We start from the raw sequence: 26,423 nt of genomic DNA, 5'->3' as shown, positions 1-26,423 counted from the left end.
GGCTTCTCACGGATCCTATTGATCAAGTGGAGGCGAAATAACCTGACCGGTCTGCGCCTGCGAAGTGTTTTTTGACCGATTCCACCAGCCGCCGCCGAGCGCCTGAAAAAGCGCAACTGTATCGCTGTAACGACTGGCCTGCGCACGCACGCGTGCAAGAACGGCGTTCTGGTATGTTTGCTGCGCAGTCAAAAGATTCACGTAACCAACCGCTCCGAGTCGGTACTGGGTCTGGGTGAGTTCGAGGCTGTCTAGTGCGGCTCGTTCAGCGTCTACTTGCTGCTTTAGCTCATCGGCGTCGGTATCCAGCGCACGCAACACGTTCGCGACGTCCTGGAATGCCTTGACGACTGCGCCGCGGTAAAGCGCGGCGGATTCATCGTAGGCGGCAACGGCGGCTTGTTTGCGGTGCCAACGAGCCCCCGTATCGAAGAGGCTCTGCGAGACCGAGCCGATCAAGGCCCATACCCCTGTGCCCGGCGAAAACAGATCGACCAATCGTGAAGCATTGAAGCCCAACGAACCCGTGAGGTTGAACTGCGGCAATTCATTGGCGATTGTCACGCCGATGTTTGCGCTAGCTTGGTGCAGTCGGGCCTCCGCGGCGCGCACGTCGGGCCGCTGCTCGATGATGGACGACGGCAGACTAATAGGCAGTTCTTCCGGCAAGTGAAGTCCCGCTAGCTCGAAATGTTCCACCTGCTCCTGGTTCGGAAACCTTCCGAGATAGGCCGTCATCTGGTGTCGTGCCTGGTCCAACTGCCTTTGCAGTGGTGGAAGGGTCGCGCGCGTTTGCGCCACCACCGCTTCTTGCGCAAGGACGTCGCTATTAGATACTGCCCCCAGCCGCAGGCGCGACTTCGCCAAGTTCAAACCTGCTTCTTGTATCCGAACGAGGTCCTTTGTCACAGCGATCTGATCACGGACCGACGCGAGCGTCACTGCGGTGTTGACGACGCTCGCGGTCAGCGTCAGGTAAGTTGCTTCGAGTTCGAACTGTTGGTACTCGGCCACGGCAGCAGCCGCCTCTATCTCACGGCGTGTGCCACCGAACACGTCAGGAGCGTAGGAAACGCTCACCGAGGCTGCATTGATAGTCAATAGTTCGGGGGGAAATGCACCAAACTTGGCCTTTTCGCGCGTGGTGGATGCGTTCGCAACCACTATAGGGAAGAGCGACGCGCGGTCGGCATACACAAGTTCGTTCGCCTGCCGCAGAGACGCCTGAGCTGCCGCTACATCCGGGCTAGCACGCAATGCCTCCTCCACCAAGCCAGTCAGCTCAGATGAACGGAACAGGGTCCACCATAGTCCGGGGATGTCCATCCCTTCGATCAGGTGCTGCGCCGCGCCGCCCGGCACGGCGGAAGACGCCGTGCCGGTCAGCGGCTCTTCCCGCGAGAAGTGGGCGTTCTGCGTCATCGCCGGACGCACGTAATCGGGCCCGACGGCGCATCCGCCGAGCAAAAGTGCGCTCAGCAGGCCAAGTTGCGGTGCCAGAGCGCTCCAAATTCGAAGCGTCATTTCATCGCCCTATCCGAAGCTCTGGCACATTGCCGACGAGTCCGGGCATTGGGCTGCGGTAACGAGCGCGACGTGGCGCAGCTCAGGACGAACTGTCATTTCGGTATTGATGACGCAATCATCGGCAGCCCCGACAAATAAAACGATACCGTTTCGTTCACATACAGTAACAAGGAAACCAAAAGCGGTCAATAAGCCCTGATACGAAACCGTTTCGTTCCTTTACAACCCCGGCTCTGCCGTGGTACATCCGCGGTGTACCGATATTCGGACTACGTCCACCACAAGATGCCGAACTCAACAGATGCGATGCCGAAAACGAAGGCTTTGAAGCATTCTGCCGTACGGGCAGGAAGGCCCCCAAGCGAGCTGGCTGGAGAAGTGGACGAACGCATACTTGATGCTGCCCATCAGGTGTTCATGGAGCGCGGGTTCCATGGCGCGAGCATCGACGAGATCGCCCGTCTCGCGCACGCCGGCAAGCCCACTATCTATGCGCGGTTCGAGACCAAGGAGGCCCTTTTTGTAGCTGTCGGCTTGCGCGGTGCGGCGCGGTTCAGTGCTCACTTCGGGAAGTACGCAACCACCGGAACAACACTCGAGGCAAGGCTCGTCTGCCTCGGACGTGAAATGCTAGAACGGTTGCTCGAGGATGAAGTGATCGACTTCATGAGGCTTGCCGCCGCAGAGGCACGCCGCGTCCCGGAACTGGCCCACTTTTCTCGTGACGCGCGCGAGCGCGGCGCTTCGGCAGCGCGGGAAGCCCTACTCGACGCAGCTAGCGTCAAGGACGTCCGTCGCTTCCCGGCCTTCGGGCCCGATCACATCGAGACTACGACCAGGTTCTACATTGACTTGGTCGTCGACCCGTTGTTCATGCGCGCGCTCGTTGGCGAAGGCCTGAAGACATTGCGAGCACAAATCGACAACCATGTGCAGCATAGCGTCGCTTTTTTTCTGGCTGGATGTCGGAGTGCTTGACCTGCCTGAGCGCGACTTCTGTTATCCATGGAGGTAAGCGATCTCGCGCGACCCGCCCCATCCACATTCCGCGCGTATGCCCTCGCGTTCCCTGCATTCTTCCGGCCAGCCAGCAGCCGTGCCACATTCAGCCCTCTCGCCTTGCCCTTTTCGGCGCCTCGAATCCGCCCCGGCTAAAATTTCATCCCAATGCCCACCCCAATAACGAGCGGATCGATATGTAGAGTGCCGATTGCAGTGCCGCCAAGCGACGCGTCGGTCTTCATCCAAATCTTCTTAATGTCGGCGTTGACGAAAAGCGCCTTTGTCACCTGCACGTCGACGCCGGCCTGCAATGCTGGACCGAAGCTGTGGTTGTCTATGGAGACCGGTTGACCTCCGGCGTGCAAACTGTTGTTATAGAAGAGCGTGTAATTAAGACCCGCACCGACATAGGGGCGAATGCGTCCCTCATGATTGAAGTGATACTGTAACAGCAATGTCGGAGGCAGCACGCCGACGCCACCCAAGTTACCGAGGTTCGACGTCACTTGGTGACGCGAGGTGCCAAGAATCAACTCGATGCCTATACTGTCGCGAATCATGTAGGTGAAATCGAGCTCGGGAACGAGCGAGTTGTTCACGCCGACATCGAGCGTGGACAGCGTGTTGCTCGTGTGAACTTGCGGCTGGATGCTAATTGTACGAAGGCGAACCAGCCAATCGCCAGCATGTATCCCGGCCGCTGAACTGTCTGCGGTCGAGGCCAACGTTGCCGCGTCGCCGGCAGCACGGGCCGTGGATAGTCCAAATGCGGAAGTGAGGCAAATCGCTGCCGTGATGGCATGAATTTGGTTTTGCATGATAGTGTCCGGTTGCTATAATACCCACACAGTCTGTATGGTTATAGGGCTATCAGCGTTGACCGCAATCAACTAAACGTACGCATGTAGTTGCCCGCGACAGCGTGTCGCACGCGTCCGATCGACAAAACCTGCCGAACGGCAAACGCGTCATTGGAACGGTCAACGATTTCTGTGATGCGACGGTTAGCCGCCCATTGCTCATTGCAAGGCGACTGCAGTAAGGAGAAGCTCGGTGTCGTCGACAATTGACGCCCGTTCGTAGGCGTTGTTGTGTCAGTTTCCAATGAGCCGAACGAGATCTCGGTTGCGACAGAGTCTTGTTCGCCGTCGTCGAGGCAAGCTACTGGGTCAGTTATGGTACCAATTGGAATTACACCCACAATCAGCCTGACTGAACCGTGCAGAAGCTGTGCCATGCGGCCTTGTTGCACGGCCAATAGAGCCGAACACGCCGACATGCGCTCGACGAAAGGCCTTGCGCCTGCCCGCCACGTAGTTCGCAGAGGTGCGCCAGTCTTCCGAATCGGGGACCCGTTCACGAACATCTATGCCATACGCACTGGCTCATTCAAGAAGGTGATGCTGCTTTCCGATGGCCGAGAACAGATTACTGGATTTTTCTTCGCCGGTGAACCGCTAGGACTTGACGGCGTTTGCCACGCTTACCACATGAGCGACGCCATTGCACTCGAAGATAGCTGCGTCTGCGTTCTGCCATTCGCGCTGCTCGAACTGCTCGGCCGGCAGGTGAAAGCGATATCGGATCACCTGTACCGCGTTTTCTCCGCCGAGCTCGCTCGTGACAGCAGTCACATGGTCGTGCTCGGCACAATGACTGTAGAAGAACGCATCGCGACTTTCCTTTTGGACATGTCGTCGCGGCAATCGCATCAGCGTGCCAATTCGCCAACCCAGTTTGTGCTGCGCATGACGCGAGGAGAAGCGGGAAGTTTCCTCGGGGTAACGATGGAAACGGTCTGCCGAGTCTTGTCGCGCTTTGAGAAGCGCGGACTCATCGCTGTCGGTGGCAGAAATATTCGGATTCTCGACCTGGACGGTCTGCTCGATGTAAGTCGGGCCGAATAGTTGGTTACTTTCGACGACGCCGCGCAAACGCCGCCTTGGAGGGGCTCTGACGGCCTTTCAAAGCATACGCAAAAGTCGACCTTACGTCTGAATGCTCACGTAGTGGTCGAATACCATCGCGATATCGAGCACCAGCATTCTGCCCGCCGCAAGCACTTGCAGTCGGTCTGAGTCGACCGCGATGAGGCCATCCCGCTCGAATTCGCGCAAGCGTTCCAGCTCGGGAGCGAATACATTAGCGAAGCAAATCCCGTATGTGGCCTCGAACTCAACAAAGCACAGTTCGAAGTTGCACATCAACTGAGCGATGACGTCTCGCCGCAAGCGGTCGTCGACTGTGAGGCAAATGCCCCGTGCGATCGCGAGGCGCCCAGTATTGATCGCGGCCGAATAGCTGGCCAGATCCTTGGCGTTTTGAGCGTACACGTCGCCGACCTTACTGATCGACGACATGCCTAAGCCGATCAGGTCACAATCCGCGTTAGTGCTATATCCCTGAAAGTTCCGATGCAGCGCGCGACGCGCCTGCGCACGCGCGAGCTCGTCGGTTGGCAAAGCGAAATGATCCATGCCCACATACACATACCCGGAACTTGTCAACTTCTCAACCGCGAGGCGCAGCAGCGCAAGCCTCTCTTGCCGCGATGGCAGAGTCGACGCATCCATCTGACGCTGCATCGTGAAAAGCTGCGGTAAGTGCGCGTAGCCGAATACGGAAAGTCGATCAGGTGCGAGCGAGAGCGTGATGTCGAGCGTGCGCGCGAAGCTCTCGGCAGTTTGATACGGCAACCCGTAAATCAGATCCACGCTAATCGAATGAAATCCTGTTGAGCGCGCGGCACGCATGACGTCGGCAGTCAACTTGAGTGGTTGGATACGGTTAATCGCGTGCTGCACGAGCGGATCAAAGTCCTGTACACCGAGACTGAGCCGGTTGAAGCCTAGCGTGCGCAACTGGACGATCGTTTTCGCGCTTACCTCCCGGGGGTCGATTTCAATCGAATATTCGCCTACGTCATCGGGCAGCAACGTGAAATGCTCGCGAGTGGCGGCCATCAACTCGATCATTTCGCCAGGAGAGAGGAACGTGGGCGTACCGCCACCCCAATGCAGCTGTGTCACGGGACGCGCCGTATCGAAGCGTTCTGCCTGAAGCGCGAGCTCACGTTTCACGCAGTCGAGATAGGGCCGCGTACGTGCGCGGTTCTTCGTGGCGATCTTGCTGCAAGCGCAATAAAAGCACGCCGTACTGCAGAATGGAATATGGAAGTAGAGCGAAAGATCCGTATCCGCCGCGCCGGGATCAGCAGCCGCGCGCGCGTAGTCCGCAACGTCGAAGTCCTCGCGAAACTGGACCGCGGTCGGATACGACGTATAGCGCGGGGTGGCGGCATTGTACTTTGCAAGCAGCCGGTGCTGAAACAGGATGTCGGCATCGATCATACGTGCTCCAGTCAAACGGTCGGCCGCCCGGCGAAATCGGTCCACTGATGCGAGGCAAAATCATAGAGCTTGCAGCGCTGGGCGGTGCCGAAGTACCAACGCCATGAGAAAGGCTGCACCACGATTCGCCCTGGCAGCTGCTCCTCGAGCTTGCGCTGCGCAGCCGCGAGTCTGTAAAGCGGCAGACTCATGTCGACGTGATGAGCCGTGTGTTCCATGATCTGATGAAACAGTGCGCCAATGCCGCGTCGGAAGGTCAGGTGCACCGTCGTCGAGACGAATGGGTCCGTGCGGCCCCACTCGGCGCGCTCGTCGTACCAGCGAATTCGCGTGTGGGTGTGATGGACATACACAACAAATCCCACCATCGCACACCAGAACAGGAACGGGATGGCGAAGCCGGTCACGATGAGCGACATGGCCGGCTGATCGGTCAGATAGGCGGCCCAAACAAGGGTGCCGATCCAGAACAGCGCGAACACGGATACCAGTACGCAGTCGCGAAGAAAAACCGGCCGGCGCGTGGGCATCGCCGCGCGCGACGGGAAGAACATTCGACGCCACCAAATCTCGATCATGTAGTACAGCCCGGGCGCCCACCCGCTGCGGTAGACGCGCTCCAGAATGCGACGCGGGCCGGACAGCGCGCGAAACTCCCGCACAGAAAGCGGTGCCCACACGAAATCGACGCCTTTCAGGTTCGTATACCCGTGATGGATGACATTGTGTCCGACTTCCCAAAGGCTGTAGGGCGTGAGCGATGGCAAAAAGGCGACTCGGCCAAGCCACCGGTTCAGCTTCCGGTGTCGGGTGAGGCTCTGATGGCACGCATCGTGGCCGATGATGAACAGCCGGCCGATGACGAAGCCGGCGACGAGCCCGCAGACGGCTTTCCACATGAAGCCGTGCGTCTGTATAACCGCTGCGAGCGAAACCAAGAGCAGCGCGAAGTCGAATGTGATCAGCACCAGTGCGTAGGCGGTGTCGCTTTCACTGAACGGGATCAGCCACGACCGAATGATCCTGCGATGCGGCAGCGGCTCTCCGGCAGAGATAGGGCGGAGCGAATCAGTCATGAAACTACTGGGATAACGTGAAGTGCAAGGAGGAATGCCCTGCCCAGGGGGCCGAGCCTTTCCAGATGGATCAGCGAAGACTCGGGTCAGCGAGACATCATGTGGATGCTGACGTTGTGCATCACCCAGAGCGTTCCGAAGATCAGAAACAGCGCTGCGAATGCGGCGTAACAGAACGCGAGCACATTCCACCGCTGGCCGCGGGAAAAATCGAGATGCAGGAACGCGACCAGATGGACGACGATTTGCACGAACGCGAGCGCCCCGAGGACAATCATTGCGGTTTCCGGCGGCAGAGACCGGTGCGTGGCCAGTATGAACGATCCCGCAGTCAACAACACGGCAAGGGAAAAGCCGACGATATATCCAACAACGCTGCTGTTCCGCGCCGTCAGCGGCAAGGAAGAAGAATGGGTCATTTAAAGCACGCTCCCGAGATAAACGAAGGTAAATACGCCGATCCACACGATGTCGAGGAAGTGCCAGAATAGGCTCAAGCACGTGAGACGGGTCAGGTCGCGCTCGGAGATATCCGACGAACGGACGACGTGCGCGACGAGTACGGCCATCCAGACAAGCCCGGCTGTGACGTGGAGGCCATGCGTGCCGACCAGCGTGAAGAAGGAAGAGAGGAACGCGCTTCGGTCAGGGCCTGCCCCGCCGGCAATCAGCTGCGAAAACTCGCGCAATTCCTGAGCGAGGAAAAACGCGCCGAGCACGAAGGTCACGAGGAGCCAGCCGAGCACCGCGCGACGCTGCCGGCGATGTGCGGAAATCATCGCAAAGCCGTATGTGATGCTGCTCACGAGAAGTGCGCCGGTTTCGAGTGCGACACCCGAAATATTAAAAAGATCCCGCCCGGTTGAGCCACCTGCGAACTCGTTTGACATGACGGCAAACGCGGCGAATAGAGCGGCAAACAACACGCAGTCAGTCATCAGGTATAACCAGAAGCCTAATACCGTCGGAGAGACGCCATGTTCTGCGGCCGTTACGCCGTCGGTGGTAAGCGATGCAGTTTGCGACACGGATCAGCCCTCCGCCTTTTCGGGTAACTCGAACGGTCCCAGCGTGCGCTTGCGGTTTCTCAGCGACTCCATTTCGCAGACGCGTACGGCGGGAATGACATAACCGTCATTTTGACGAAAACTGCGCGCGATCAGCGTCGCAATGATGGCTGCAAACGATAGTCCGGCGAGCCACGTGATGTGCCACACAAGCGCGAACCCTAGTGCAAGGCTGAACTGACCGATAGCAAAGCCGTCGGCAGTATTGGAAGGCATGTGGATGTCCTCATGGCTTTCTGGCGCCGCGTTGGCTTTGCCCGCTTCCTTCATGTGCGCGAAGGCGTCGAGCTCTTCCACAACCGGAAGATGCGCGAAGTTGTAGATCGGGGGCGGCGACGCAGTCGCCCATTCGAGCGTTCGACCACCCCACGGATCGCCCGTTGCATCGCGGTATTGCGGAAGGCTACGGCGTTTGACGGCGACGACGATCGAGGCTATCTGGTAGGCAACGCCACTGGCGATCAGCACAGCACCGAATGCAGCCACGACGAACCATGGATGCCACGCTGGGTTTTCGTAATGACTCAAGCGCCGCGTCGCACCCATGAATCCGAGCACGTAAAGCGGCATGAACGCCACGTAGAAGCCGATCAACCAGAACCAAAAGGCACGCTTGCCGAGCTTTTCATCAAGCTTGAAGCCGAACGCCTTCGGGAACCAGTACGCCAGACCAGCAAAGTATCCGAATGCAACACCACCGATGATTGCGTTATGGAAGTGCGCAATCAGGAAGAGACTATTATGAAGCACGAAGTCGGCACCCGGGATAGCCAGCATGACGCCGGTCATCCCGCCAATCGTGAACGTCACCATGAATCCGATCGTCCAAAGTACGGGCACCGAAAACTCGAGCCGGCCTCTGTAAATCGTGAAGAGCCAGTTGAAGACCTTCACGCCGGTCGGCACCGCGATGACCATTGTCGCAATACCGAAGAACGAATTCACGTCGGCGCCCGACCCCATCGTGAAAAAGTGATGTAGCCACACGAGGAACGAGAGGATCATGATCACGCACGAGGCATACACCATCGTCTTGTACCCGAAGAGCGGTTTCCTGGCGAACGTGGCGATGACCTCTGAGTAGATGCCGAATGCGGGCAGCACGAGGATGTACACCTCAGGATGCCCCCAAGCCCATATTAAATTCAGATAGAGCATCGGATTTCCGCCGGCGTCGTTTGTAAAGAAATGCATACCCAGATAGCGGTCAAGGGCGAGCAAGCCCACAGCGACTGTCAGAATCGGAAACGTCGCCATGATCAGCACGTTCGAGCAGAGCGCCGTCCAGGTGAACACGGGCATCTTCATAAGCGTCATGCCGGGAGTGCGCATGCGTATGATCGTGACGAAAAAGTTGATGGCTGTGATCAGCGTGCCGACGCCGGATATCTGAACGGCCCAAATGTAGTAGTCGACCCCGACGCCCGGGCTGAACTGCAGCTCCGACAGCGGCGGATAAACCAGCCATCCCGCCTTGGCGAATTCACCGATGACCAGCGAGAGATTCATCAGGATGGCGCTCACCGCCGTCATCCAGAACGAAAGCGAGTTAAGGAACGGGAATGCGACGTCACGTGCGCCGATCTGCAGCGGCACGATAAGGTTGAAGAGGCCAACCATCAGTGCCATCGCCATGAAAAAGATCATGATCGTGCCGTGTGCCGTGAAGATCTGGTCGTAGTGATGAGGCGGCAAATAGCCGGGTGAATGGTAAGCAAGCGCCTGCTGCGCGCGCATCATCAGCGCGTCGACGAAGCCGCGCACCAGCATGAGTCCCGCTACGACGAGGTACATGACACCGATCCGCTTATGATCGACGCTCGTAATCCACTCACTCCAAAGCCATTTCCATTTGCCGAGCGCCGTCAGCGTGCCTGCGACGGCGAGGGCGATCGCCAGCATCAGCACGCCTGCCCCCATGATGATGGGCTGATCGAACGGTATCGCCGAGAGTGTCAGTTTTCCAAGCATGGTCTATCCCTTGCTTCCACAGGTGCCGTCCTTGAGGTCAAGGACGTTGCCGTTGTTGTACTTCGCGATGATCTTGCGAAAGAGCTTCGGATCAATAGACGAGAAGTACATGACCGGTACATGCTCGTCCGGCTTCGCAACTACGCCGTAGACGTCCATACTCAAGTGCTGGGGAGAAGCGCGCACCTTGTCCACCCAGGCGGCGAAGCGCACGCGATCCACCGCGATGGCACGGAATTTCATGTCAGAGAATCCCTCACCGCTGTAGTTCGCGGAGAGGCCGGCATAGTCGCCCGGATAATCGGCGATGAGATGCAGCCGCGTCTGCATGCCGGCCATCGCGTAGATCTGGCTGCCTAGCTGAGGAATAAAAAACGAGTTCATCACAGAATCCGACGTAATGCGGAACTCGACCGGCGTGCCGACGGGGAACACGACCTGGTTGACCGTAGCAATGCCGAGGTCCGGATAGATGAAGAGCCACTTCCAATCGAGCGCCACGACATCAACCTCCATCGGTTTCACCTTTGAGGCCAGTGGTCGATACGGATCGAGTTCGTGCGTCGTGCGCCAGGTCAGCAGGCCGAGATAGAGGATGATGAGCGCCGGAATCGTCCACACGACGACTTCGACCGCCGTCGAATGCGCCCATTTTGGCGAGTAGCTCGCTGCAATGCTCGAAGCGCGATAGCGCCAGGCGAATAAAAGCGTCAGCACGATGACAGGCACGACGACGATGAGCATTGTAAGCGTCGATGTCAAAATCAGCGCCTTCTCTGCCGCACCCACAGTCCCTTTTGGGTCGAGCAATGCGGCATCGCATCCGGAAAAACAGGCAGTCACTCCCGCCACAAGGGGTATCGACCATTTCTTCAAAGCTTTTCTGGATGTCATGTTTGTCCAGTCATGGGTTGAAGTACGTGGGTGTCGTATCACCTGCATACATGCAGGACCGAGCACGCTAGGGCGATCGTCCAACATCAGGGGTTGATCTGGCTTGACTGAAATCAAATAGCGAACAGCAAAAACGTGCGGCATGTTGACGCAGATGTAGCACGGCGAAGCCGTAGTCAGTGCGCGCAGGCATGCGGGATTCCACGACGAATGCGCGGCTACGGCTGCGGTGACGTAAGCACGAGCAAGCGTCATTGAGTCATGGCAGGTTGTGACCATGTAAGTTACACAAGGCTGATGACCCGCGACGGGAACCTCGATCAAGCGAGTGCAATCGAACGGCGGAAAAGCACCTTCATAGACATGCCGATGCGCTACCGCAGGATAAGGGCGGCCCCCTCCGCCAAATTCACCTAGCCTATCGACTCACCATTAATTCAGTGATGTAGGCCATCACTCACACATGTCGCCGAGAGGCGCTCGTCTGGACGACGCGAATGCGGATCACAGTTCACCTTCACTCGTTCGATGGCATCGACCCTAGCGCATACGCGATTCTCTGGTTCGATGACGAACTGCTCGAATGGTCGCGCGAGTCCCACGCAAGCCTGACCTTACCTTCATGGGGGCGGCTGCAGGGCCGTCCCGCGAAAACGCGTGTTTGCCCGCCCGGCGGTGGAAGTCCGCTGTTCGAACTCGAGGACCTCAAACTCCGCAAACACGGCGGGCCGTTCGAAGGAGAAACAGGTGTAGCGCGGCGGGTCGCCCCTCCCTCGGCATGTGGCCGTTGGCATATCCAATGCATCGATGATCAACGCGCCCGGGCCGAATCGAGCATCTGTGCGCACGGCGACGCCTGACGCACCGGCCACCACCGCTGTCGACAGCGGGCACTAAGGGCATCGGAAAGGATGCTCGATGAAGATTCAATGTGCACGCGACGGTACATTGAAGAGAGCGAGGTCCGGCGGGTTTCCGACCCGCTCCCCGAAGGGGGGCACAGAAACCGCATCTTCATCGGGCTCGCGCCGACGGTTGCCCAACGCACGGCACTGTTCCGCACGGGGATTTTTGTTATGCAAGCATCGGCGCTCATCGTCGACACCCGCTGAAGAAAAAGCGCCGGCAGGAAGCCTGCCGGCAAAAAAGGTTCCGGCATCCGAGGGTGATGTATCGCCGGAACCAGGCACTAGCTGTAGCGTTTGCAAGCTTCGTCATCAGCGCTGCCATTTTCTCCGCATCGCACCTGCGACCCCATGCGCCCTCTCCGATTGCGCAACTGGGCGGTGTGACAGCATTCATTCGACGTTGTTCGAGTCGTGAAGGGTTGTACATTCATCATCCAGCACTTTCAAGCAGGCTTTGAAAACTGACGTGCCGATCAGGCCGGACTGCAGCAACGTGACCAATCGCTTGCGGCGAGTGTGGGAGGGGTATGAATCGCCGCCCACGATCTGCCAAACGGACGCGATTAGGGCCCGCCGTGCAGCACGTCGGAACATGAGATAGACGACACCTGCAACCGGGCCCGAGCAGATACACGCGAAAGTCCATCCGCTACGTGAAAGCCAAACGCGGTTGGCGGCCAAATGGCGCATGTCGATTGCGATCGACGCTGCGATACCGGCCGCCGCTAGCACCCACACGATCACCATCAGTTCCCGCACAGTATATCCCAAATCCGAATCTGGGATATATGATATCCGAATTTAGAATGTGTGGATGGCCCATCCGATACATGACCGCCGCTACCGTCAACTCGCCGCGCTGCTTATGGAGACGCGCAAGCAGCGTGGGCTGCTACAACAGGATCTTGCCGAGCGCCTAGGACGACCACAGTCTTTCGTCTCGAAGTACGAGAGTGGTGCGCGACGCATTGACGTCATCGAATTGCTCGACATTTTGCGCGCGCTCGAAGCCGATCCGCACGAATTCATCGATCGCATTCGAAACCTGCCGCTTGCGGCACTACCGCGTTAGACTGCCCGATCGATGTGATTTTGCGGCGCGCGGCTCGTGCGAGCTATTGCATGTGCAGCCTACTTAGCACAACAGTTAAAGTGCCCAGTTGTGACGTTTTGTGAATAGCTATATGGCACTAAGAAGCAGTACGCGCGCGTCGACCGCCCGACGGGTCTTCAATCAAGAATTCTGCGCGGTTCTTTGCGTTCGCCAACCACGCGGGAGCACGACCGCGTCCACTCCAAGTTGCACCGGTCTCAGGGTCGCGATACTTCGCCGGCTGCTGCCCTCGGATATAGTTGCCCCGCTTTTTTTCAACGTTTCCGCCAGTCGTCGATACATCCGACGGATTGCCATCAACGAGAAAGCGCGTACGGTTCTTCGCATGCGCAATCCATGAGGGAGCGCGACCGCGTCCAGACCAGGTAGCACCAGTTTTTGGGTTTTGGTATTTCGCCGTAGCAGGAGCCGTCTGCGCAGCAGCCTTCTTACCGGGCCTCCCGCCACGTTTCTTCGCGTCAACGTGAGCCTCGATGTCAGCTAGCGTAACCCCGCCCTTTCGCATGAGTTCGACAATGCGATCGAGCGTCGCCGAGAGTTGCTTTGCTCTGATGGCTTGTGCCTGCTCTTGCAAACGCCTTATCTTTACCTCAATTGCTTCCAATGTTGCCATGACACCCTCCCGATCTTCAAAGATGACACACGATGCTACGAATCTACTTCGAGCCGACCTCCAGGGTTTGAGCATGCGATAGAAGCTCGTTGCGTTTCCGTTTCGAGAGCCTGCCAAAAATCAAAATCAAGCGGGCGAGTTCTTCATCTTCCGCGTAGAGAAACGCAACCGGTACCCGAAGTACTGCCGCGATACGGATAGCAAAGGTGTAATCCGCCTTGTGAACGCCGAGCTCATAGCGATTGATGCGCGTGCTCGCGACAAATGGATCCAGGCCCGCCTCAATCCCAAGCTGCTTCTGCGACAGCCCGGCCTCTAGGCGAGCCTCCTTCAGTCGCGTTCCAAAGATTGAAGGCGGCGCCGCGGACATTCACTGGTAGCCCGTTACAAACAGAACTACGAATATCGTTGCAAAGCGCTCGCTTAGATACTACGACTATCGTAGTATACTCCGATGCGCCGGAAATCCATGGGGATCTCAGCGGGGACACCGGTCGGAGCACTGCCCTGTGGATAATCGGCATCGCCCCCCAACACCTCGTTCAACAGGGGTTTCCTCAATAGACCGGGGAGCACTCAATGCAAGAGATGCCGGACAAATGGCCGCCGCCCGGCCCCTCCACTGACATGAGCGAACAGGACTACCGCCGGCTGCGGATGCTCAACGAGCATCTGCAACAGGCGGAACAGTGGATTGATCGCCGCAGCAGGAAAATGTTGACCGCCTATGGCCTTGCTGCAGCTCAGTCCCGCCACACCGAGCATCTGGAGGAAGACGTCGCATTGGTTGGGACCATATTGTTCCTGCGGCGGGATGATCAGCCGCGTCTACGTCCGGAAAGACACAACGTTGTAGCACGGATCGATATTCCGATCCTATCCACGGCCGGGTGCGTTGATGAGCCACGCGTCGCCGACGCAAGGATAGTCTGCCCGCCCGCGAACGATCATGCGAACTGGTGTTCACTGTTTGTGAACCTATACGAACAGGCCTTGCAACGGAACCTAACGGAGCTTCTCAGCATAGGCGCATTGTCCATCGACGTCGCGCTTATTCAGCAGCACGTGCGCTCCTGGTAACGGCGTCCACTTGGTCCGTGCATCGGCGACGAACTTTTGCACTGCCTGTGCGGTCCTGAGATGAGAATATGAATCGCCACGGCGACTGCTCCTTGCGTTCGTCTAACGGACGTCTATCTTGATTAAGAGATAGCGAAGGCATCGCGCCGAAAGTTGACGCTTTTTGGGCAAATGGCATAGAACCGTAATACACATCGAAGGAGAGAAAAAGATGGTGCTACTGAAGGTAGCCATCACCGTAGGTATCCTGCTTGCTATCGCCAGAGGCATCCGGCAATTTGATCGCCACTGTCGGCAGCGGTTTGGTCGCAACATTCTCACGGTACGAGGGTTCTGGCTCGCGGCCGTCGCGATCAATTTTCTTTGGTGGGGATACTACGCGTGGGTGACCGCGCCACTCCACCACGTACCGGCCTATGGAGGACTTATTCTCGTCACTCTAGGCATTGGGACAGTGGCGAACCTGATACACGAAAACGTTCGAGGCACGAACGTTACATACGGCGTCGGTGGGACATCACTCCAGCTTGTGCTGTTTTTCCCAGTGGCGCTCTACGGCGTACCACTGCTGGCCATCGCCTTCGTTTTCCTGCTCTTCGCAACGTACAAAAGCGTGCCCGCTTGGCTTGCTGATCGCTAGACTCTCACCGCGCGCGGGTCTACTGCGTCGAACCAGCACGTTCCTTCATCAACGATAGTCTCGGCGGCCGATTCGGTCGCGTATAGCCTACGCCCGCTTTCCCTTCATTGCCGCTCGACGTCCGGAGCCAAGCCACATAGCTGCTCGGCGCGCGAGGGCATCCCGCGATCTCCGCGTGCTAGCGCCTTTTCGGGTTGTGATTCAGGACTGGGGCCGTCCCTCTGAATCGGCATAGCCCGTACAAAGTCCGTAATGTCGATAGCCATGGCTCGGTCCGCCGTCAGCAGCGACTCCGCCATTGCTTGCGCCACTTCGCGCCACGCGGCAAGTGCACAATCGTGAGCTCTGCATTCTGCCTGCCGCTGCTTTTCGCTGCTTGTAGCGTGCCAGTACATCGGCGCTTCACCGCGCGCGAGCATATGCGCGACACTTTGCTTCGGGTACCGCTGGCTGACGCCGCGCGTCAGTCTAGGGGTCGCATTTGCATCGACGCCATGCTCACGGAGTTGTTCAGCAAATCGCTCGCGCCAGCGCCGTATGTCTTCCTTTCGCGGATTGAGTCGTCGTCCGTCGGGGCCGCGCACCTGCACGCTCAGATGTACATGTGGGTGGGCTTCGTCATCGTGGGCAGCGAAGACATACGCACGTCCATCTCCGAACTCTAGGGCCGCAAAGTCTCGCGCGGCGTCCCGCACTGCCTGCCGATTCGTTCCCGGCGGCATAGATAGAAGAATGTTGAATACCTCGCGGCGATGACTCGTCTCCGGTATTCCCCACCCGCCTAGCTGCCAGCTGTGCGCGAGCTCGCGGACGGCGTCCGCGCCTGCGATGCTGTCTCCGTTCTGATCTTCGAGCTCCACCTGCCCGTTGCGCGAGATATAGCGCATGTGCCGACGTACCGCACCCATGCCTTGGGCACTCGACGCCTTGTTTGTGATTTTTACCATCACTTCAGGGGAGCGCCGTAGCGTCCGCGCCACGCGATCACGCATCCGCGCTGCCTCATCACGAATTGCTGAGCGCGAGAGCCGCTGTGCCCGGGCATGCCAGAACGGCTCCGTGAACAGACGATCACCCCAGTTCAGAAGCATCGCGTCAATGTAGGTCTTCGGATAGGACATATTACCGGCTCCATCTATCCAGGTTGGCACGGATCACAGCCGCGACAGCGCGCATATGTACGTCGATCTGTTGCCGGACGGCCGCGATGTCCGGTCGATCATCGTGCACCAGACGCCCGGCGCCTCGGTTACGCCCGAGTTGCGCGAGCCAGCGGTTGATTGTCGCCAGGTGCTGGTTCGAGTCTGACAGCAAGCGCAGCTCGTTTTCGCCGAGCTGTGGCGCCTGCGTCAGATGAGCACGGATCAACGCGGCAATCCAGCGATTACTGGTCAAGCCCGAAGCGGCAGCCCGTTGCTCTACCGCTTGAAGCTCGGTGCGCGTCAACCTGACTTCGATTCGCGCGTGTGGGTCTTGGACGGTCCCCGGTGGCATCGCAGCCTCGACGTCCAGATCGCTATGCACGCCGCCGGAATCCAGCGCGACCGCGATCAACTGCCGCACGCCCTCGCCCGCTGTCACGCCGCGGTGCATACACCACGCCTCCCATTCCCGACGCGTTCCGACCAGTTCAACGCACAGACGCTCCCGGATACGCATTTGCCGAAGCCCTTCTATCGTGCCGGCAGCGAAGGCTCGGCGGCCGCGCGCTCAATCTCGCGTGAAAGCGTGCGCTCCGGGGTGGAACGCGTGCGCCGGTCACGCTCAGACGGGGCCTTTGGATCGAAAACCCTCGGGCGCGGAAGCTGAACGCCACCCTCGCCGAACGCGTCGAGCATTGCTTCTGCACGCTGCCGGACGCGCGAGATCGACCGCGCACTGAATCCCTGCTCCCGCATGGCTCCGGTCAGTACAGCGAGGTGCAGCACTTTATCTTCGTCCGATACCGTGGAGCGAAGACGTTCCTGCCCGCGGTCCTGCGATGGCGATGCGATTGGCGCACTCGAGCGCCCGGATGCATCCTCGGGCTGCACCGTGGATCGAGTCGACGACCGCGTGCGGTCGATGACATCCACCTGCCAGGTGTTGCGGTACACATCTTTTTCCTCCTCGCCCACCATCACGCCGCGGGCATCGACGACCGGCACTTTGACCGTCACGAGCCTTCGGCCGAGATTTTCAAGCGTCACTTCCTGGCCGGGCTGCGCTCGTGACTCCCGCACGGCGCGCGCGAGATCGACGCCCCAAACGATATGCTCGTCGCCCCTCGCATCGCGAAACACTACGTAGTACGAGTCGCTTCGCGCGGGATTGTTCTGATACGGGGCTCGGCCATGCTCACGCAATTCACCGGAATAACTGCGCGGTGCTTCCTGCTCGTCATTAGCGGCCTGTTGCGGTACGACCTGATCAGCACCGCGTTGAGCGAATGGTCGCGAAATGCCCCCGGCGACAGAAACCACTTCATCGCTTTTCGCCGCCTGCATCGGCGGCCTCCCGCCGTCTGCATGCGCAGAAGCTTGCGCCCGCGCCATCGATGCATCAGCCTCAATGCGGTTATTCAGCCGCGTTTGTCGCGCGTCGGCGAGACGTGCGAGATCAGCAGCCTTCGGCTCGTAGCCACTCACGTCGATACCGAGCACAGTTGCCCGCAGCCATACTTCGCTGCGGAATGCCTCGTTACCGGACACACGGATGCGCTGCCACGACTTGGCCGCCGCCATATCGACCATCGATTCGACCACGTCCGGACGGTTGTGCTCGGTGACGAGGTGCGCCCCAAGGTCCTCGAACGCCAGCTGATACGGCGCATCTTTCATGAAATACTGGTTGCCCGCGCGCAGGTACCGCTTGCGGACACGCTCCGGCGGCTGCTCCACCGGCAGACGCTGCGAGTCGGTGGGGCCCCGCGGCTCATTCATGACCGCACGCGAATCGGGATCGAGTCTTCGAGCATCTTGCGGACTAGCCATGTCGCGCAGGCGCGCCCGAGCCGAGTCGAACTCGCGTCGGCGCCGTGCCGCCACATCGCTCAACGCGGCCGCGTCAAAGCGACCGGCACGGCTTTCATCGGTTGCGAGCCCCGCTAACGGGGAACCGCCTGGGACATCCTGCTCGATCAGGTTGATCACCGGATCGGCAGCAATTGAGGTCTCAGCCATCGTCTGACTCCTTTCTGACCGGTACGGATCGCCGGCGATACTTCCTTCATCTATCGGGTCCTGAAGGATCTTGGGACGCCCCCTTTTCCTTGGACTGCTCCAGCGCCGCCGCGCGGGCTTCGCGTACACGCGCCCACGACCTCGCCTGCAACTGATCGAGCATCACCTCCAGGTTAGGGCTGTAGTTCAGCTCGCGCGCCGACTTCTTCAGCGAGCCCACGGTGCGTTCCAACAACTCGCGGGCGCGATCCCACGGATAGACTTTAGGACGATCACCGTCATATCCGATCTGCAACTCAGCCCCATTGAGGCGTGCGTTTTCATCCATCCAACGCAACCGCTCGGAGACGAATTGCATTTGAGCCTTCGGGTGAAAGACGACGCTGCGCGTCGCGACCTCCTGGATCACGTAGTGCTCCGTGTTGAACACTTCTCCGCGGTACGGCCCTCCGTTCTCACGTGGCGCCGCCACGCGCAACGGTGCACCAAAGCGATATTCAGCTTGCGCCCGTACCTCGTCAGGCACATCCGACACTGCGAACAACGGCTCGCCAACTGCCGCACGGGTTGGCGCAGTTGGTCTTTCATGGGCCGGCGTGGCAGCGATAGGTTCGGCGGTGACTGATCCCTCCGCGACGGTCGGAGATTCGGGCGCCGCCGCTTGCTTTGAGGCACCGCGCTTCGGCGCACGACGGCGCGAAGCGTCCTCGGCCTCGTTCACCAGCTTTGCTTTCACATTGCCCATGACTTGCTCCTTTAGTTCGTGCGCCTCGGCACCGGTCGTGAGCTCTTCTGCCGCCGCATCCGCCGCTGGCTCGGTGCCCGTTCGCGTTTGGTCGATAGTGCGAAATGCAATGTCACGCAGGCGTTCCCTGACATATGCAAATCCGGAGAGGACCGCCATGTCGTTGAAATCAGTGGGTGTCTTGTCGTCAATCCGGGCATCGCTTGCGAATATAGGCAGCGCCAGACGTGCGTGCGATTCTTGAGCCGCCTGTCTCGCCTTAGCTTCCCCAGGGCCGAGGTCGCCCAGGACAACGAGTTCCGCGTCGGGATAGCGGTCTCGCAGAATGGCGCTCACCTGTGGAAGTGTTCCGCTCGAAAGTGTCGCGAGCGCCATCCACTCCGTCGCGCGGTACGCGGACAGAACCGTGGCCATACCTTCGCCGATCAGAATTGGTGTGGTCGGCTGATCAGTTGTCGGTAGCAGGCCGGCGCTCCAGTAGCCCCCCTTCTTGAGGCCTCCCGCCAGTGACGACTTTCGGCCGTGCTCGTCGATCAGCTCGAGCGTCGAGATCGCTTCGCCGATCCAGAACGGCACCACCAGCACACGACCCGCGAGCGGCAGCTCTTCGCTCGTCGGTGTATAACCCAGCAACGCATGCAACTCCGGGGCCTCCAGCTCGCGCAACGTCGAGACGGGGGCGAGCTGTTTGCGGATGAGATACGGGTGTTCGGGACCGACGGGCCGAGCCCATTGCCAGACGGCTTGCGCCTCGCGCGCCACTGCCGCGTGTCGCGCCCGTTGCTGCGCTTCCTCGCGCGTGCGGCGCACCACGGTATCGGCGTTTGGCAGAAGCGCTGTCGCCATCCGGTCCGGATACTGCGTGCGCGTCAGGTCGAAGCCGTGCTGCCGGGCAAGCCAGAACAGCGACGCAAGCGTCTTGCCGCCCGCTTCGTTCGCGGATCGCCAAGTGGTACGCGCGGCGCGCTCGTTATAGTTGCTGGCCGTGCGGCTCCATTCGTCCCAGATCTCAAAGCCCGCATCGCCCAAGCCGTTCTTGAGTGCAAACGCCATATCGACCCACGTACCGTAATCGTCCGCGGGAATGACCGCGAGCGCGGCGCGCACGCGCGCGGTCTCATCGAGGTAGGCCGCACTCATTGTCGTGCTCCTGCTGCCGACACCGCATCCGACGCGCCACGCACTGATCTATGTTTCGCTCTGGAAGGACTGGCGAATGTCAGCTCTGCCACGTCAAGATCTGCGACCGAAAGCCGACGCGTCGCCCGCCGGACGCGCTCTGCAGGAACACCGAGGAGCATGAAGTGCTGCTCTACATAAGCGGTCACGTCATCCTCGCTCAGATCGTTCAGCGACGCCGGCAGATTCCGCGGATCCCAGCCCTGCAGGACTTCGAGGTATTCAGCCGGCACATCAAGTAGCCTTGCGCCTTCTGTATCGACTTCCTCCGGCTGCAACTCACGCAGCCGTCGCTCGGCTTGCGCTGTAAAGCGTACGAGGTCCATGGTGGGTACAGACGGCGCCGCGCACACGCGCGAGGCGAATACCGGATCGCGCCAGTAGCAGATCTTGTCGGCCAGGATGGGCTTCGTATTCTCGAGCACGATGATCTCCTTATCGCGGCCGAGCTCCTTTAGCTCCTGCGGCAGCAGCAAAGGCCGACGCTGCTCCGACAGGCTTTCAGACGCGCCGCCGCGGCCACCGAACATCCCGCTTGGGCGGCTGATGCTGCGCGAATGGGCGGTAAGCGTGCCGAGCATCTCGGAATAGTCGTTCGCGTCCTTCTGCTCGCGCGGCGCGTACAAGATTTGCATTGCGTGATTTGTGATGAAAGTGCGCGAATCGGCCCGGCCGTAGACGGATTCCAACTGCGCAATCGACTGGACGATCGAAAGCAGCCGCAGGTTGTAGCCCGCCATGTAGGCGACCGCTCGCGCGATGATCTGAATCTTGCCGATCGCCGTCATCTCATCGAGCAGCAACAGGCACTGCAAGTGCAACGTCGGATCCGCATCAGGCAACTGCTTCGTGTTCAGATTGACCAGTTGAGAAAACATGAGATTCACGAGCAGCGCCGCCTCGGACAGGTGGTCCGGTGTGATGCCGATATAGATGGACATACGCCGTCGGCGCACGTCGCGCAAATCGAAGTCATTGGCGCTCGTCGCCGCGTCGACAATCGGGTTGGCCCAGATCGTAAGCGGCGCATTGAACGTCGCCAGAACGCTCGCCAGCACCTTGTCGTCGTTTGACAGGAAGCGATTCAGTGCATCGACGCAAGCGCCACTCAGGAGCTCGCGATGCTGCACAAGCGCGCGCTGCAGGTAAGCCTTGACTGGCATCCCATTTCCCGATGACTGCCTGAGCACCTCGCCCATGGTGACGGGATAGTCAGGAATCGATGTCCCGTTACCTGCTCTTCGGGCGTCGCGCCACTCGCACAGCAGCAGCGCTATCCCGAGGAAAAGATTGCGCGCCTGGTCTTTCCAAAAGTCATCATGCCCGCCGGGCGGATACAGTGCGTAGCCGATCGCAAGAATGTCGCCCACGCGGAAGAGCCCGTCCGAAATTGCCGACAGTGGGTTGTATCGATGTGTGCGGCCATCTTCGGCGAACGGATCGAACAGATACACTTCTTGCCCATGCGCGCGACGGAACCCCGCCGTCAGAACGTAGTTTTCGCGCTTGATATCGAGCACAACGACCGAATCGGGGTAGCTGAGCAGGTTCGGAATGACAATGCCCACGCCCTTACCCGAACGCGCTGGCGCGGCGAGCAAGACAAACTGCTGTCCGGCGAAGCGCAGGTATCGCCCCCGCCATAGGCCGACGACGATCGCGGGCGCGCTCGCATCCATCCGCCCGCTCATAGCAACCCCGCCGCGCGGATTTCGGCTCCGGTCGCAAACCGGGCGCTGCCATAAAGACGCCGGCGCCCGGTACGCTCCCACAAGGCGTACAGCCCCATTGCGGGACCGCCCACGCCGACCAGTACGCCAAGGAGCGCCGCACCCGCCAGCCGATTCCCTCCGCGAGGCATCAGACCGTCACGCCAGGCAAGCAGCGCGTCAAGCCAACCCGCAAGTCCTCCATGCAGAGGGTTGATCTGCAACGTCATGTACACAAAAAACGATGCGAGCCACAACGACGCCAATCCGCCAGCGGCGACCATCAGTAGTGCGAGGACCGTAACCACCGCTACTCGCAGGTGATGAGCGACTGGACTGGCGACTTCGGGCGGAATGCGAAAGCGATCATCCGTGTCCATCGCGACCTCACACGATCGCCGTGCGCAGCTTGCGCACCGGATCGAACCAGATTTCCGTCATCGCCCAGCGCTTGCCGACTTGCTCTCCAGCTTCGTCGAATATGGAACGCGCCTCCATGTGCGCCACGACATCGATGGCCAGAAAGAGCAGGCGCTTGAGCGCTGCATCGTCGTATGCGGCAGCCTCAGGATGCTCCTTTGCCATCAGCGCGAAGCGCTCGACCGCGACCGTCGCGTTCGGGGCGTGATAACTCGTAATCGAGCCAGCATGGCCCGTCGTGAGCAGTTTCAAAAAGTCATAAGCTTCCGCGCCGCGCAGCTCGGCTAGCAGCACCCGGTCGGGCCGCATACGCATGGCGCTCGCGATGAGGTCGGCCGGCGCCACTTGTGCCTGGCCATGGCCGCCCTTGCTATACGTCAGATGAACACAATTCTCGATGTGCGGCAGGAAGAGCTCGCGGACGTCCTGAATCGTCACGATCCGCTCGCTTATGGGAATGGACCGGCAAAGGGTTTTCATGAAGCTGGTTTTGCCTGAACCGGTATTGCCCACGATTACGATGTTCAGCCGCTCCCGAACGGCCAACTCAAAGAACCCGCAGCGGTCACGTGCCTGCAAATATCCAACAAGCCGGCGATCGTGCGAACGCAATGCCGGCAACGCCGCGTCGAGGCCGTCGGGCTGGCCCCATACCGTTTCGTCAAAGAGCCCCTCGTTGCGATAGTCGTCAAGCGTCTTTTCGCGCGCCGACGGACGGCGGATCGTAATCGAGACGGTGCGCGGTGGTACGACTGGCGGCACGACGACCTGGATACGGGCGTCGCCGGGCAATAGCGCGGACAGCACCGGATGCTGTGCCGATATCTCCTGATTCGTCAGTGTGGCGACGGCCACCGCGAACGACATCAGGCGGTCATAATCCAGGTCTGCGTAGTCGAAGCTATGCCATCCGCGATGCGTCTCCGTCAACACACGCTGTGGCTGGTTAATGACGAGCTCCGTCACATCAGCGTCGTCGAGCAACGGCGCAAATGGCCGCATGAGTTCGCGCACAGACGCATCGTCCGGAAGCCGCGCGACCGTGGCATCGGGCACCGAGTTCGGCATGTTCGGATCGGCAATCATTGCGCGCCCTCCGGCTGCAGCGCATAGACCGATTCGAAGTCGATATCGCGCGCGAGCACGATCGTGAATTCGGCTCCCTGGTTCTGCGTGAGGGTTGGTGGGATGTTGATGGTGCTGCTCAGCACGCGCGTAGCCATGTCGTTGCCTTGCTGCTGCGTATTCTCGTAGACGACGGAGCCGTTGCTGTTGCCACCGCGCGTAGCGAGATACCCGATGGCGTCCTGCGTCATGCCGAGCAGCATCGCCGCACCGATACGCTGCCTCCAGTGGTTGTCCACGTAACCATCGATCCCCATGCGACCGAGCGCATCGGCTGCGGGCGAGTCGATCTCGACGGTCACACCATGGGGAGTCTTAATGCGCGCCGCCAGAATGAACGCGCGCTTTTGCCCCGGCGACAGATTGGAGCGGTACTGGCTATTGATCTGCGAGCCACGTTCGATCAGCACCACCTTTCCGTCGTCAGAATAGACGTTCTTCGTCACCGTGCAGGTGGACAGTCCCGCCTCAGTCGAATCGAAAGCGGTATCGCCTACGCAGTCAATCTTTGCGTCCTGAGACAGAGTCAGGCTGCGGTTACCGAGCGTGCCTGCGACTACGCGCGGTGTGGGCGTCGGTGCGAGGGCCTGCGCAAGCGAACCCGTTTCATTCTGGTCAGGGGAACCTGCTTTTCCGCCGGACGACCACGACCGCATCGACGAAGCCGTTCCTGCGCCGCTGCCAGCAGCATCTCGCGCTGCCACGCTGCCTTGATCGTTGGCGGAGGACGTCCCACCCGTTACGAGCAGCGGCGCATCGTAGTAGCTGCGCACGGGCGCTGCGGGCATGACCGGAACCGGCGGGCGATTCGCTACGGGCGCGGATGCCACGGTCGCGGCACTCGCTAGAACCGGCATCGAAGCCGAGTTGGCAGGTGATGAAGGAACGTCCTTGAATAGCCGTCCCTGGGTTGGCGTTTGTGCTATCGCGTCGCGGCGCGCCTTCGCCTGTGCGTCGTGACGTGCAAGATACGCGTGAACGGTCCAAACTGCTCCAGTGCCGGCTACGAGGATGATGAGAACTGGTGTCAACCACCAGGCGCGTGGCCGGGCGCTGCGGTATTGGCCGAGCGCCGGCATACCACGGTCCCCGACCAGTTGCGACGTTTGACTAGCGTCAGGATCGTCCGCACGCGGGCCACGCTGGGCAGGCTCGTCCGGTCCGATTGCGTTGCGACGCCCGTCCTGACTCAGTGGATCATTCATCGCCGTGGCTCCGCAAAACGCGCATTACTCCGTCAACGGCGGTGCCGTCACGCGGCGGCACGCCGTCCATGTCGTAGGCGTCGTTCCAGATACCGACGACCTCGTCGCCCAGTCTCAGCACGAAGCGCTTCGCCACCTCGTGAACAACGATGGTGTCGCCATCCATGTGCTTATCGACCGTGCTCTCGGTGCCGTCATCGGCAACCCGAAAGATCGCCGGAATGCGCCGGTTCGCGGGAATACGGATATAGGTGAAGCGGCCGTCGTCCCACGCTGCCGTCGGCGCGATATCGTCCGAATGCGGCATGACCTGCATGGAATATCGGGAATTGCGTATCACGGGCGACTGCTGAAGGCGCTGAACGACGAGCACGTTATCCGTCTCGGCGCGCGACTGCGCCTTCAGTGCGTCCGGGTATACGAACGTCACCCGGTATATCTCCTCGTCGTTACCGAACTTCGTCTTCAGCGGCAGCACGATCAAATCGAAGCTATAGCTGCGCTTATCGGTCCTGATTTCAAGGTTCGAGTCGTGCGCGGCTAACTGCGGCTTGAGATAAACGTCGTTATCGCCCTTGTTGGCAACGACCTGCCAGCCATCACGGTCGCCCGGTGCGACGACAACGATGTGCTCTCGCGGATCAAGAGCGATGTGTGTCGCAAATCCGCGCTGCGCGATGATGCGCACGACAGCGTCGGGCTCGTACACGACCTGACGCACCCGCGAATCGCCGGACCAGCCCGGCACCGTATAGGCGCAGACAACAGGGCTACCGATCATCAGCAGACAGCAAGCGATCACAGAAGCGCGCTTCATGGTGCACCTCCCGCAGTGGCCGACGCCGCCGCCGGCGTGTACTCTGGATCGCGGCTGTAGGCCGTCACCTTGAAGCCAAGCGGATTCGCAACCGCAACGCTCTCGCGGGTGAACATGGGTGGCCGATACCTGTAAGCCAGCGTGATCACGAAGCGCTGAGGCGGTTCCGCGTTCGCCTGGCCATTCTTGAACATCGTGCGTTCGATATGCACGACCGCGTGCCCTGGTTCGTCGGGTGGCAATGTCGTGGACATGATCCGAACGCGCCCTTCGGTGTTCGCGCCGAGCTGCCGGTCGAGCGCGTCCGGGCCGCTGTAGATCGCGCGGTAATCGCGTGCGACCACGTCATCGCTCATCGCGAGCACGTCGTCGTAGTCCATCTGCAGCAGCCCCCAGTTGTAGCGTTCCCGCTCGCGCACATACGCCTCAACCCAATGCTTGTCCTCGATTTCCTTCGTATGTACGTGGCGTGCGTCAAGCACATCGATAACCTGCGATTCGCCTGTCAGGCGATCAACCTCGATCGGCAGCGGCACGACACGGTAGAACGGCACCATGACTGCCAACGCGGTTACGCTCAGCATTGCTACACCCGCAGCGGCGTAAGCGACGTGCCAGGCTCGCCGCTCGGATCGCTCCTGCAGATGCGTGAGCGACGCCTCGATGTCGAGCACGCGACCGTAGTCGTCGGGGGCACTCATCGTCCGCCTCCGATTACCGCGTCGGGCCTCGCAGATGACGCGGCCGCTGAAGAATCCGGTGACACACGGTTGATCGGCACCCGATGCAAACCCTCAGGCAGGACGGGTTTAGGTGGGCC

General features: G+C 60.1%; 28 protein-coding genes. 7 read left to right on the top strand and 21 right to left on the bottom strand.

What is annotated here, in order from left to right; genetic code table 11:
- Positions 1 to 15: 15 nt before the first annotated feature.
- Entirely contained in the window at positions 16 to 1,524 is a 1,509-nt protein-coding gene (locus B0G57_RS27135) for an efflux transporter outer membrane subunit (RefSeq protein ID WP_102607288.1), read from the bottom strand.
- A 381-nt stretch (positions 1,525 to 1,905) separates the two neighbouring features.
- Between B0G57_RS27135 and B0G57_RS27130 the strand changes: the two genes are divergently transcribed.
- The gene (locus B0G57_RS27130) at positions 1,906 to 2,505 is read left to right on the top strand and encodes a TetR/AcrR family transcriptional regulator (RefSeq protein ID WP_158256634.1); all 600 of its coding nucleotides are present in this window, start codon (positions 1,906 to 1,908) and stop codon (positions 2,503 to 2,505) included.
- 173 nt (positions 2,506 to 2,678) lie between these two features.
- On the opposite strand, the gene B0G57_RS27125 is transcribed toward B0G57_RS27130, so the two are convergent.
- Entirely contained in the window at positions 2,679 to 3,347 is a 669-nt protein-coding gene (locus B0G57_RS27125) for an OmpW/AlkL family protein (protein ID WP_102607290.1), read from the bottom strand.
- Between the two features lie 357 nt (positions 3,348 to 3,704).
- Here B0G57_RS27125 and B0G57_RS27120 point away from each other — a divergent pair, with 357 nt between their 5' ends.
- Positions 3,705 to 4,436 carry a helix-turn-helix domain-containing protein gene (locus tag B0G57_RS27120; RefSeq protein ID WP_308836383.1) on the top strand — a complete coding sequence of 244 codons (732 nt, stop codon included), beginning with the start codon at positions 3,705 to 3,707 and terminating at the stop codon, positions 4,434 to 4,436.
- Between the two features lie 81 nt (positions 4,437 to 4,517).
- Here the strand turns inward: B0G57_RS27120 and hemN are convergent, their stop codons facing one another.
- The 6 genes from hemN to cyoA form a co-directional block, all read right to left on the bottom strand.
- Complete coding sequence (gene hemN / locus B0G57_RS27115) at positions 4,518 to 5,879, bottom strand: oxygen-independent coproporphyrinogen III oxidase (RefSeq protein WP_102607292.1); 1,362 nt, start codon at positions 5,877 to 5,879, stop codon at positions 4,518 to 4,520.
- Between the two features lie 11 nt (positions 5,880 to 5,890).
- Complete coding sequence (locus B0G57_RS27110) at positions 5,891 to 6,955, bottom strand: fatty acid desaturase (RefSeq protein ID WP_102607293.1); 1,065 nt, start codon at positions 6,953 to 6,955, stop codon at positions 5,891 to 5,893.
- A gap of 86 nt (positions 6,956 to 7,041) precedes the next feature.
- On the bottom strand, positions 7,042 to 7,374 hold the full coding sequence (gene cyoD, locus B0G57_RS27105) for a cytochrome o ubiquinol oxidase subunit IV (RefSeq protein WP_102607294.1): 333 nt from the start codon (positions 7,372 to 7,374) through the stop codon (positions 7,042 to 7,044).
- Entirely contained in the window at positions 7,375 to 7,983 is a 609-nt protein-coding gene (gene cyoC, locus B0G57_RS27100; RefSeq protein ID WP_102607295.1) for a cytochrome o ubiquinol oxidase subunit III, read from the bottom strand. It abuts the gene before it with no gap.
- A 3-nt stretch (positions 7,984 to 7,986) separates the two neighbouring features.
- The gene (gene cyoB / locus B0G57_RS27095) at positions 7,987 to 9,993 is read right to left on the bottom strand and encodes a cytochrome o ubiquinol oxidase subunit I (protein WP_102607296.1); all 2,007 of its coding nucleotides are present in this window, start codon (positions 9,991 to 9,993) and stop codon (positions 7,987 to 7,989) included.
- Between the two features lie 3 nt (positions 9,994 to 9,996).
- Positions 9,997 to 10,887, bottom strand: a complete 891-nt coding sequence (gene cyoA, locus B0G57_RS27090) for a ubiquinol oxidase subunit II (protein WP_102607297.1) — start codon at positions 10,885 to 10,887, stop codon at positions 9,997 to 9,999.
- Positions 10,888 to 11,384: 497 nt separating this feature from the next.
- On the opposite strand from cyoA, the gene B0G57_RS27085 reads away from it, so the two are divergent.
- Complete coding sequence (locus tag B0G57_RS27085) at positions 11,385 to 11,747, top strand: DUF3564 family protein (protein ID WP_102607298.1); 363 nt, start codon at positions 11,385 to 11,387, stop codon at positions 11,745 to 11,747.
- A gap of 51 nt (positions 11,748 to 11,798) precedes the next feature.
- Complete coding sequence (locus B0G57_RS27080; protein WP_102607299.1) at positions 11,799 to 11,999, top strand: hypothetical protein; 201 nt, start codon at positions 11,799 to 11,801, stop codon at positions 11,997 to 11,999.
- Between the two features lie 186 nt (positions 12,000 to 12,185).
- Here the strand turns inward: B0G57_RS27080 and B0G57_RS27075 are convergent, their stop codons facing one another.
- Positions 12,186 to 12,554 (bottom strand): hypothetical protein, encoded by a 369-nt coding sequence (locus B0G57_RS27075; protein ID WP_223258755.1) that lies wholly within the window; start codon positions 12,552 to 12,554, stop codon positions 12,186 to 12,188.
- A 55-nt stretch (positions 12,555 to 12,609) separates the two neighbouring features.
- On the opposite strand from B0G57_RS27075, the gene B0G57_RS27070 reads away from it, so the two are divergent.
- Positions 12,610 to 12,867 carry a helix-turn-helix domain-containing protein gene (locus B0G57_RS27070; RefSeq protein ID WP_102607300.1) on the top strand — a complete coding sequence of 86 codons (258 nt, stop codon included), beginning with the start codon at positions 12,610 to 12,612 and terminating at the stop codon, positions 12,865 to 12,867.
- A 118-nt stretch (positions 12,868 to 12,985) separates the two neighbouring features.
- Here B0G57_RS27070 and B0G57_RS32200 read toward each other — a convergent pair whose 3' ends face one another.
- Together B0G57_RS32200 and B0G57_RS27060 are read right to left on the bottom strand one after the other, a co-directional pair.
- Positions 12,986 to 13,522, bottom strand: a complete 537-nt coding sequence (locus B0G57_RS32200) for an H-NS family nucleoid-associated regulatory protein (protein WP_102607301.1) — start codon at positions 13,520 to 13,522, stop codon at positions 12,986 to 12,988.
- Between the two features lie 43 nt (positions 13,523 to 13,565).
- A complete protein-coding gene (locus tag B0G57_RS27060) occupies positions 13,566 to 13,892 on the bottom strand; it encodes a helix-turn-helix domain-containing protein (RefSeq protein WP_102607302.1) in 327 nt (108 codons plus the stop codon).
- 209 nt (positions 13,893 to 14,101) lie between these two features.
- Here B0G57_RS27060 and B0G57_RS27055 point away from each other — a divergent pair, with 209 nt between their 5' ends.
- Positions 14,102 to 14,602, top strand: coding sequence for a hypothetical protein (locus B0G57_RS27055; protein ID WP_102607303.1), 501 nt, complete (start codon positions 14,102 to 14,104; stop codon positions 14,600 to 14,602).
- Between the two features lie 211 nt (positions 14,603 to 14,813).
- Complete coding sequence (locus B0G57_RS27050; RefSeq protein WP_102607304.1) at positions 14,814 to 15,242, top strand: hypothetical protein; 429 nt, start codon at positions 14,814 to 14,816, stop codon at positions 15,240 to 15,242.
- Positions 15,243 to 15,346: 104 nt separating this feature from the next.
- Here the strand turns inward: B0G57_RS27050 and B0G57_RS27045 are convergent, their stop codons facing one another.
- From B0G57_RS27045 to B0G57_RS27000, 10 genes are all read right to left on the bottom strand, one after another.
- Positions 15,347 to 16,363, bottom strand: a complete 1,017-nt coding sequence (locus B0G57_RS27045) for a relaxase/mobilization nuclease domain-containing protein (RefSeq protein WP_102607305.1) — start codon at positions 16,361 to 16,363, stop codon at positions 15,347 to 15,349.
- A 1-nt stretch (position 16,364) separates the two neighbouring features.
- Entirely contained in the window at positions 16,365 to 16,835 is a 471-nt protein-coding gene (locus B0G57_RS27040; protein ID WP_332888234.1) for a plasmid stabilization protein, read from the bottom strand.
- A gap of 80 nt (positions 16,836 to 16,915) precedes the next feature.
- Positions 16,916 to 18,403, bottom strand: a complete 1,488-nt coding sequence (locus B0G57_RS27035) for an LPD7 domain-containing protein (protein ID WP_102607307.1) — start codon at positions 18,401 to 18,403, stop codon at positions 16,916 to 16,918.
- 46 nt (positions 18,404 to 18,449) lie between these two features.
- Positions 18,450 to 20,288 carry a PriCT-2 domain-containing protein gene (locus B0G57_RS27030; protein ID WP_102607308.1) on the bottom strand — a complete coding sequence of 613 codons (1,839 nt, stop codon included), beginning with the start codon at positions 20,286 to 20,288 and terminating at the stop codon, positions 18,450 to 18,452.
- A complete protein-coding gene (locus B0G57_RS27025) occupies positions 20,285 to 22,006 on the bottom strand; it encodes a type IV secretory system conjugative DNA transfer family protein (protein ID WP_223258756.1) in 1,722 nt (573 codons plus the stop codon). The genes B0G57_RS27030 and B0G57_RS27025 overlap by 4 nt, the downstream gene beginning before the upstream one ends.
- A gap of 8 nt (positions 22,007 to 22,014) precedes the next feature.
- Positions 22,015 to 22,416: a hypothetical protein gene (locus B0G57_RS27020; RefSeq protein WP_102607310.1), complete on the bottom strand. Its 402-nt coding sequence runs from the start codon at positions 22,414 to 22,416 to the stop codon at positions 22,015 to 22,017.
- A gap of 7 nt (positions 22,417 to 22,423) precedes the next feature.
- Positions 22,424 to 23,542 carry a P-type DNA transfer ATPase VirB11 gene (virB11, locus tag B0G57_RS27015; protein ID WP_102607311.1) on the bottom strand — a complete coding sequence of 373 codons (1,119 nt, stop codon included), beginning with the start codon at positions 23,540 to 23,542 and terminating at the stop codon, positions 22,424 to 22,426.
- Positions 23,539 to 24,774, bottom strand: coding sequence for a type IV secretion system protein VirB10 (gene virB10, locus B0G57_RS27010; protein ID WP_102607334.1), 1,236 nt, complete (start codon positions 24,772 to 24,774; stop codon positions 23,539 to 23,541). The genes virB11 and virB10 overlap by 4 nt, the downstream gene beginning before the upstream one ends.
- Positions 24,775 to 24,778: 4 nt before the next feature.
- A complete protein-coding gene (locus B0G57_RS27005; protein ID WP_102607312.1) occupies positions 24,779 to 25,603 on the bottom strand; it encodes a TrbG/VirB9 family P-type conjugative transfer protein in 825 nt (274 codons plus the stop codon).
- Positions 25,600 to 26,304, bottom strand: coding sequence for a virB8 family protein (locus B0G57_RS27000; RefSeq protein WP_102607313.1), 705 nt, complete (start codon positions 26,302 to 26,304; stop codon positions 25,600 to 25,602). The genes B0G57_RS27005 and B0G57_RS27000 overlap by 4 nt, the downstream gene beginning before the upstream one ends.
- Between the last annotated feature and the right edge of the window lie 119 nt (positions 26,305 to 26,423).

Origin of the sequence: Trinickia symbiotica, assembly GCF_002934455.1 — a bacterium.
Lineage (GTDB): Bacteria > Pseudomonadota > Gammaproteobacteria > Burkholderiales > Burkholderiaceae > Trinickia > Trinickia symbiotica.
This window is presented reverse-complemented; position numbering and strand designations above follow the sequence as displayed.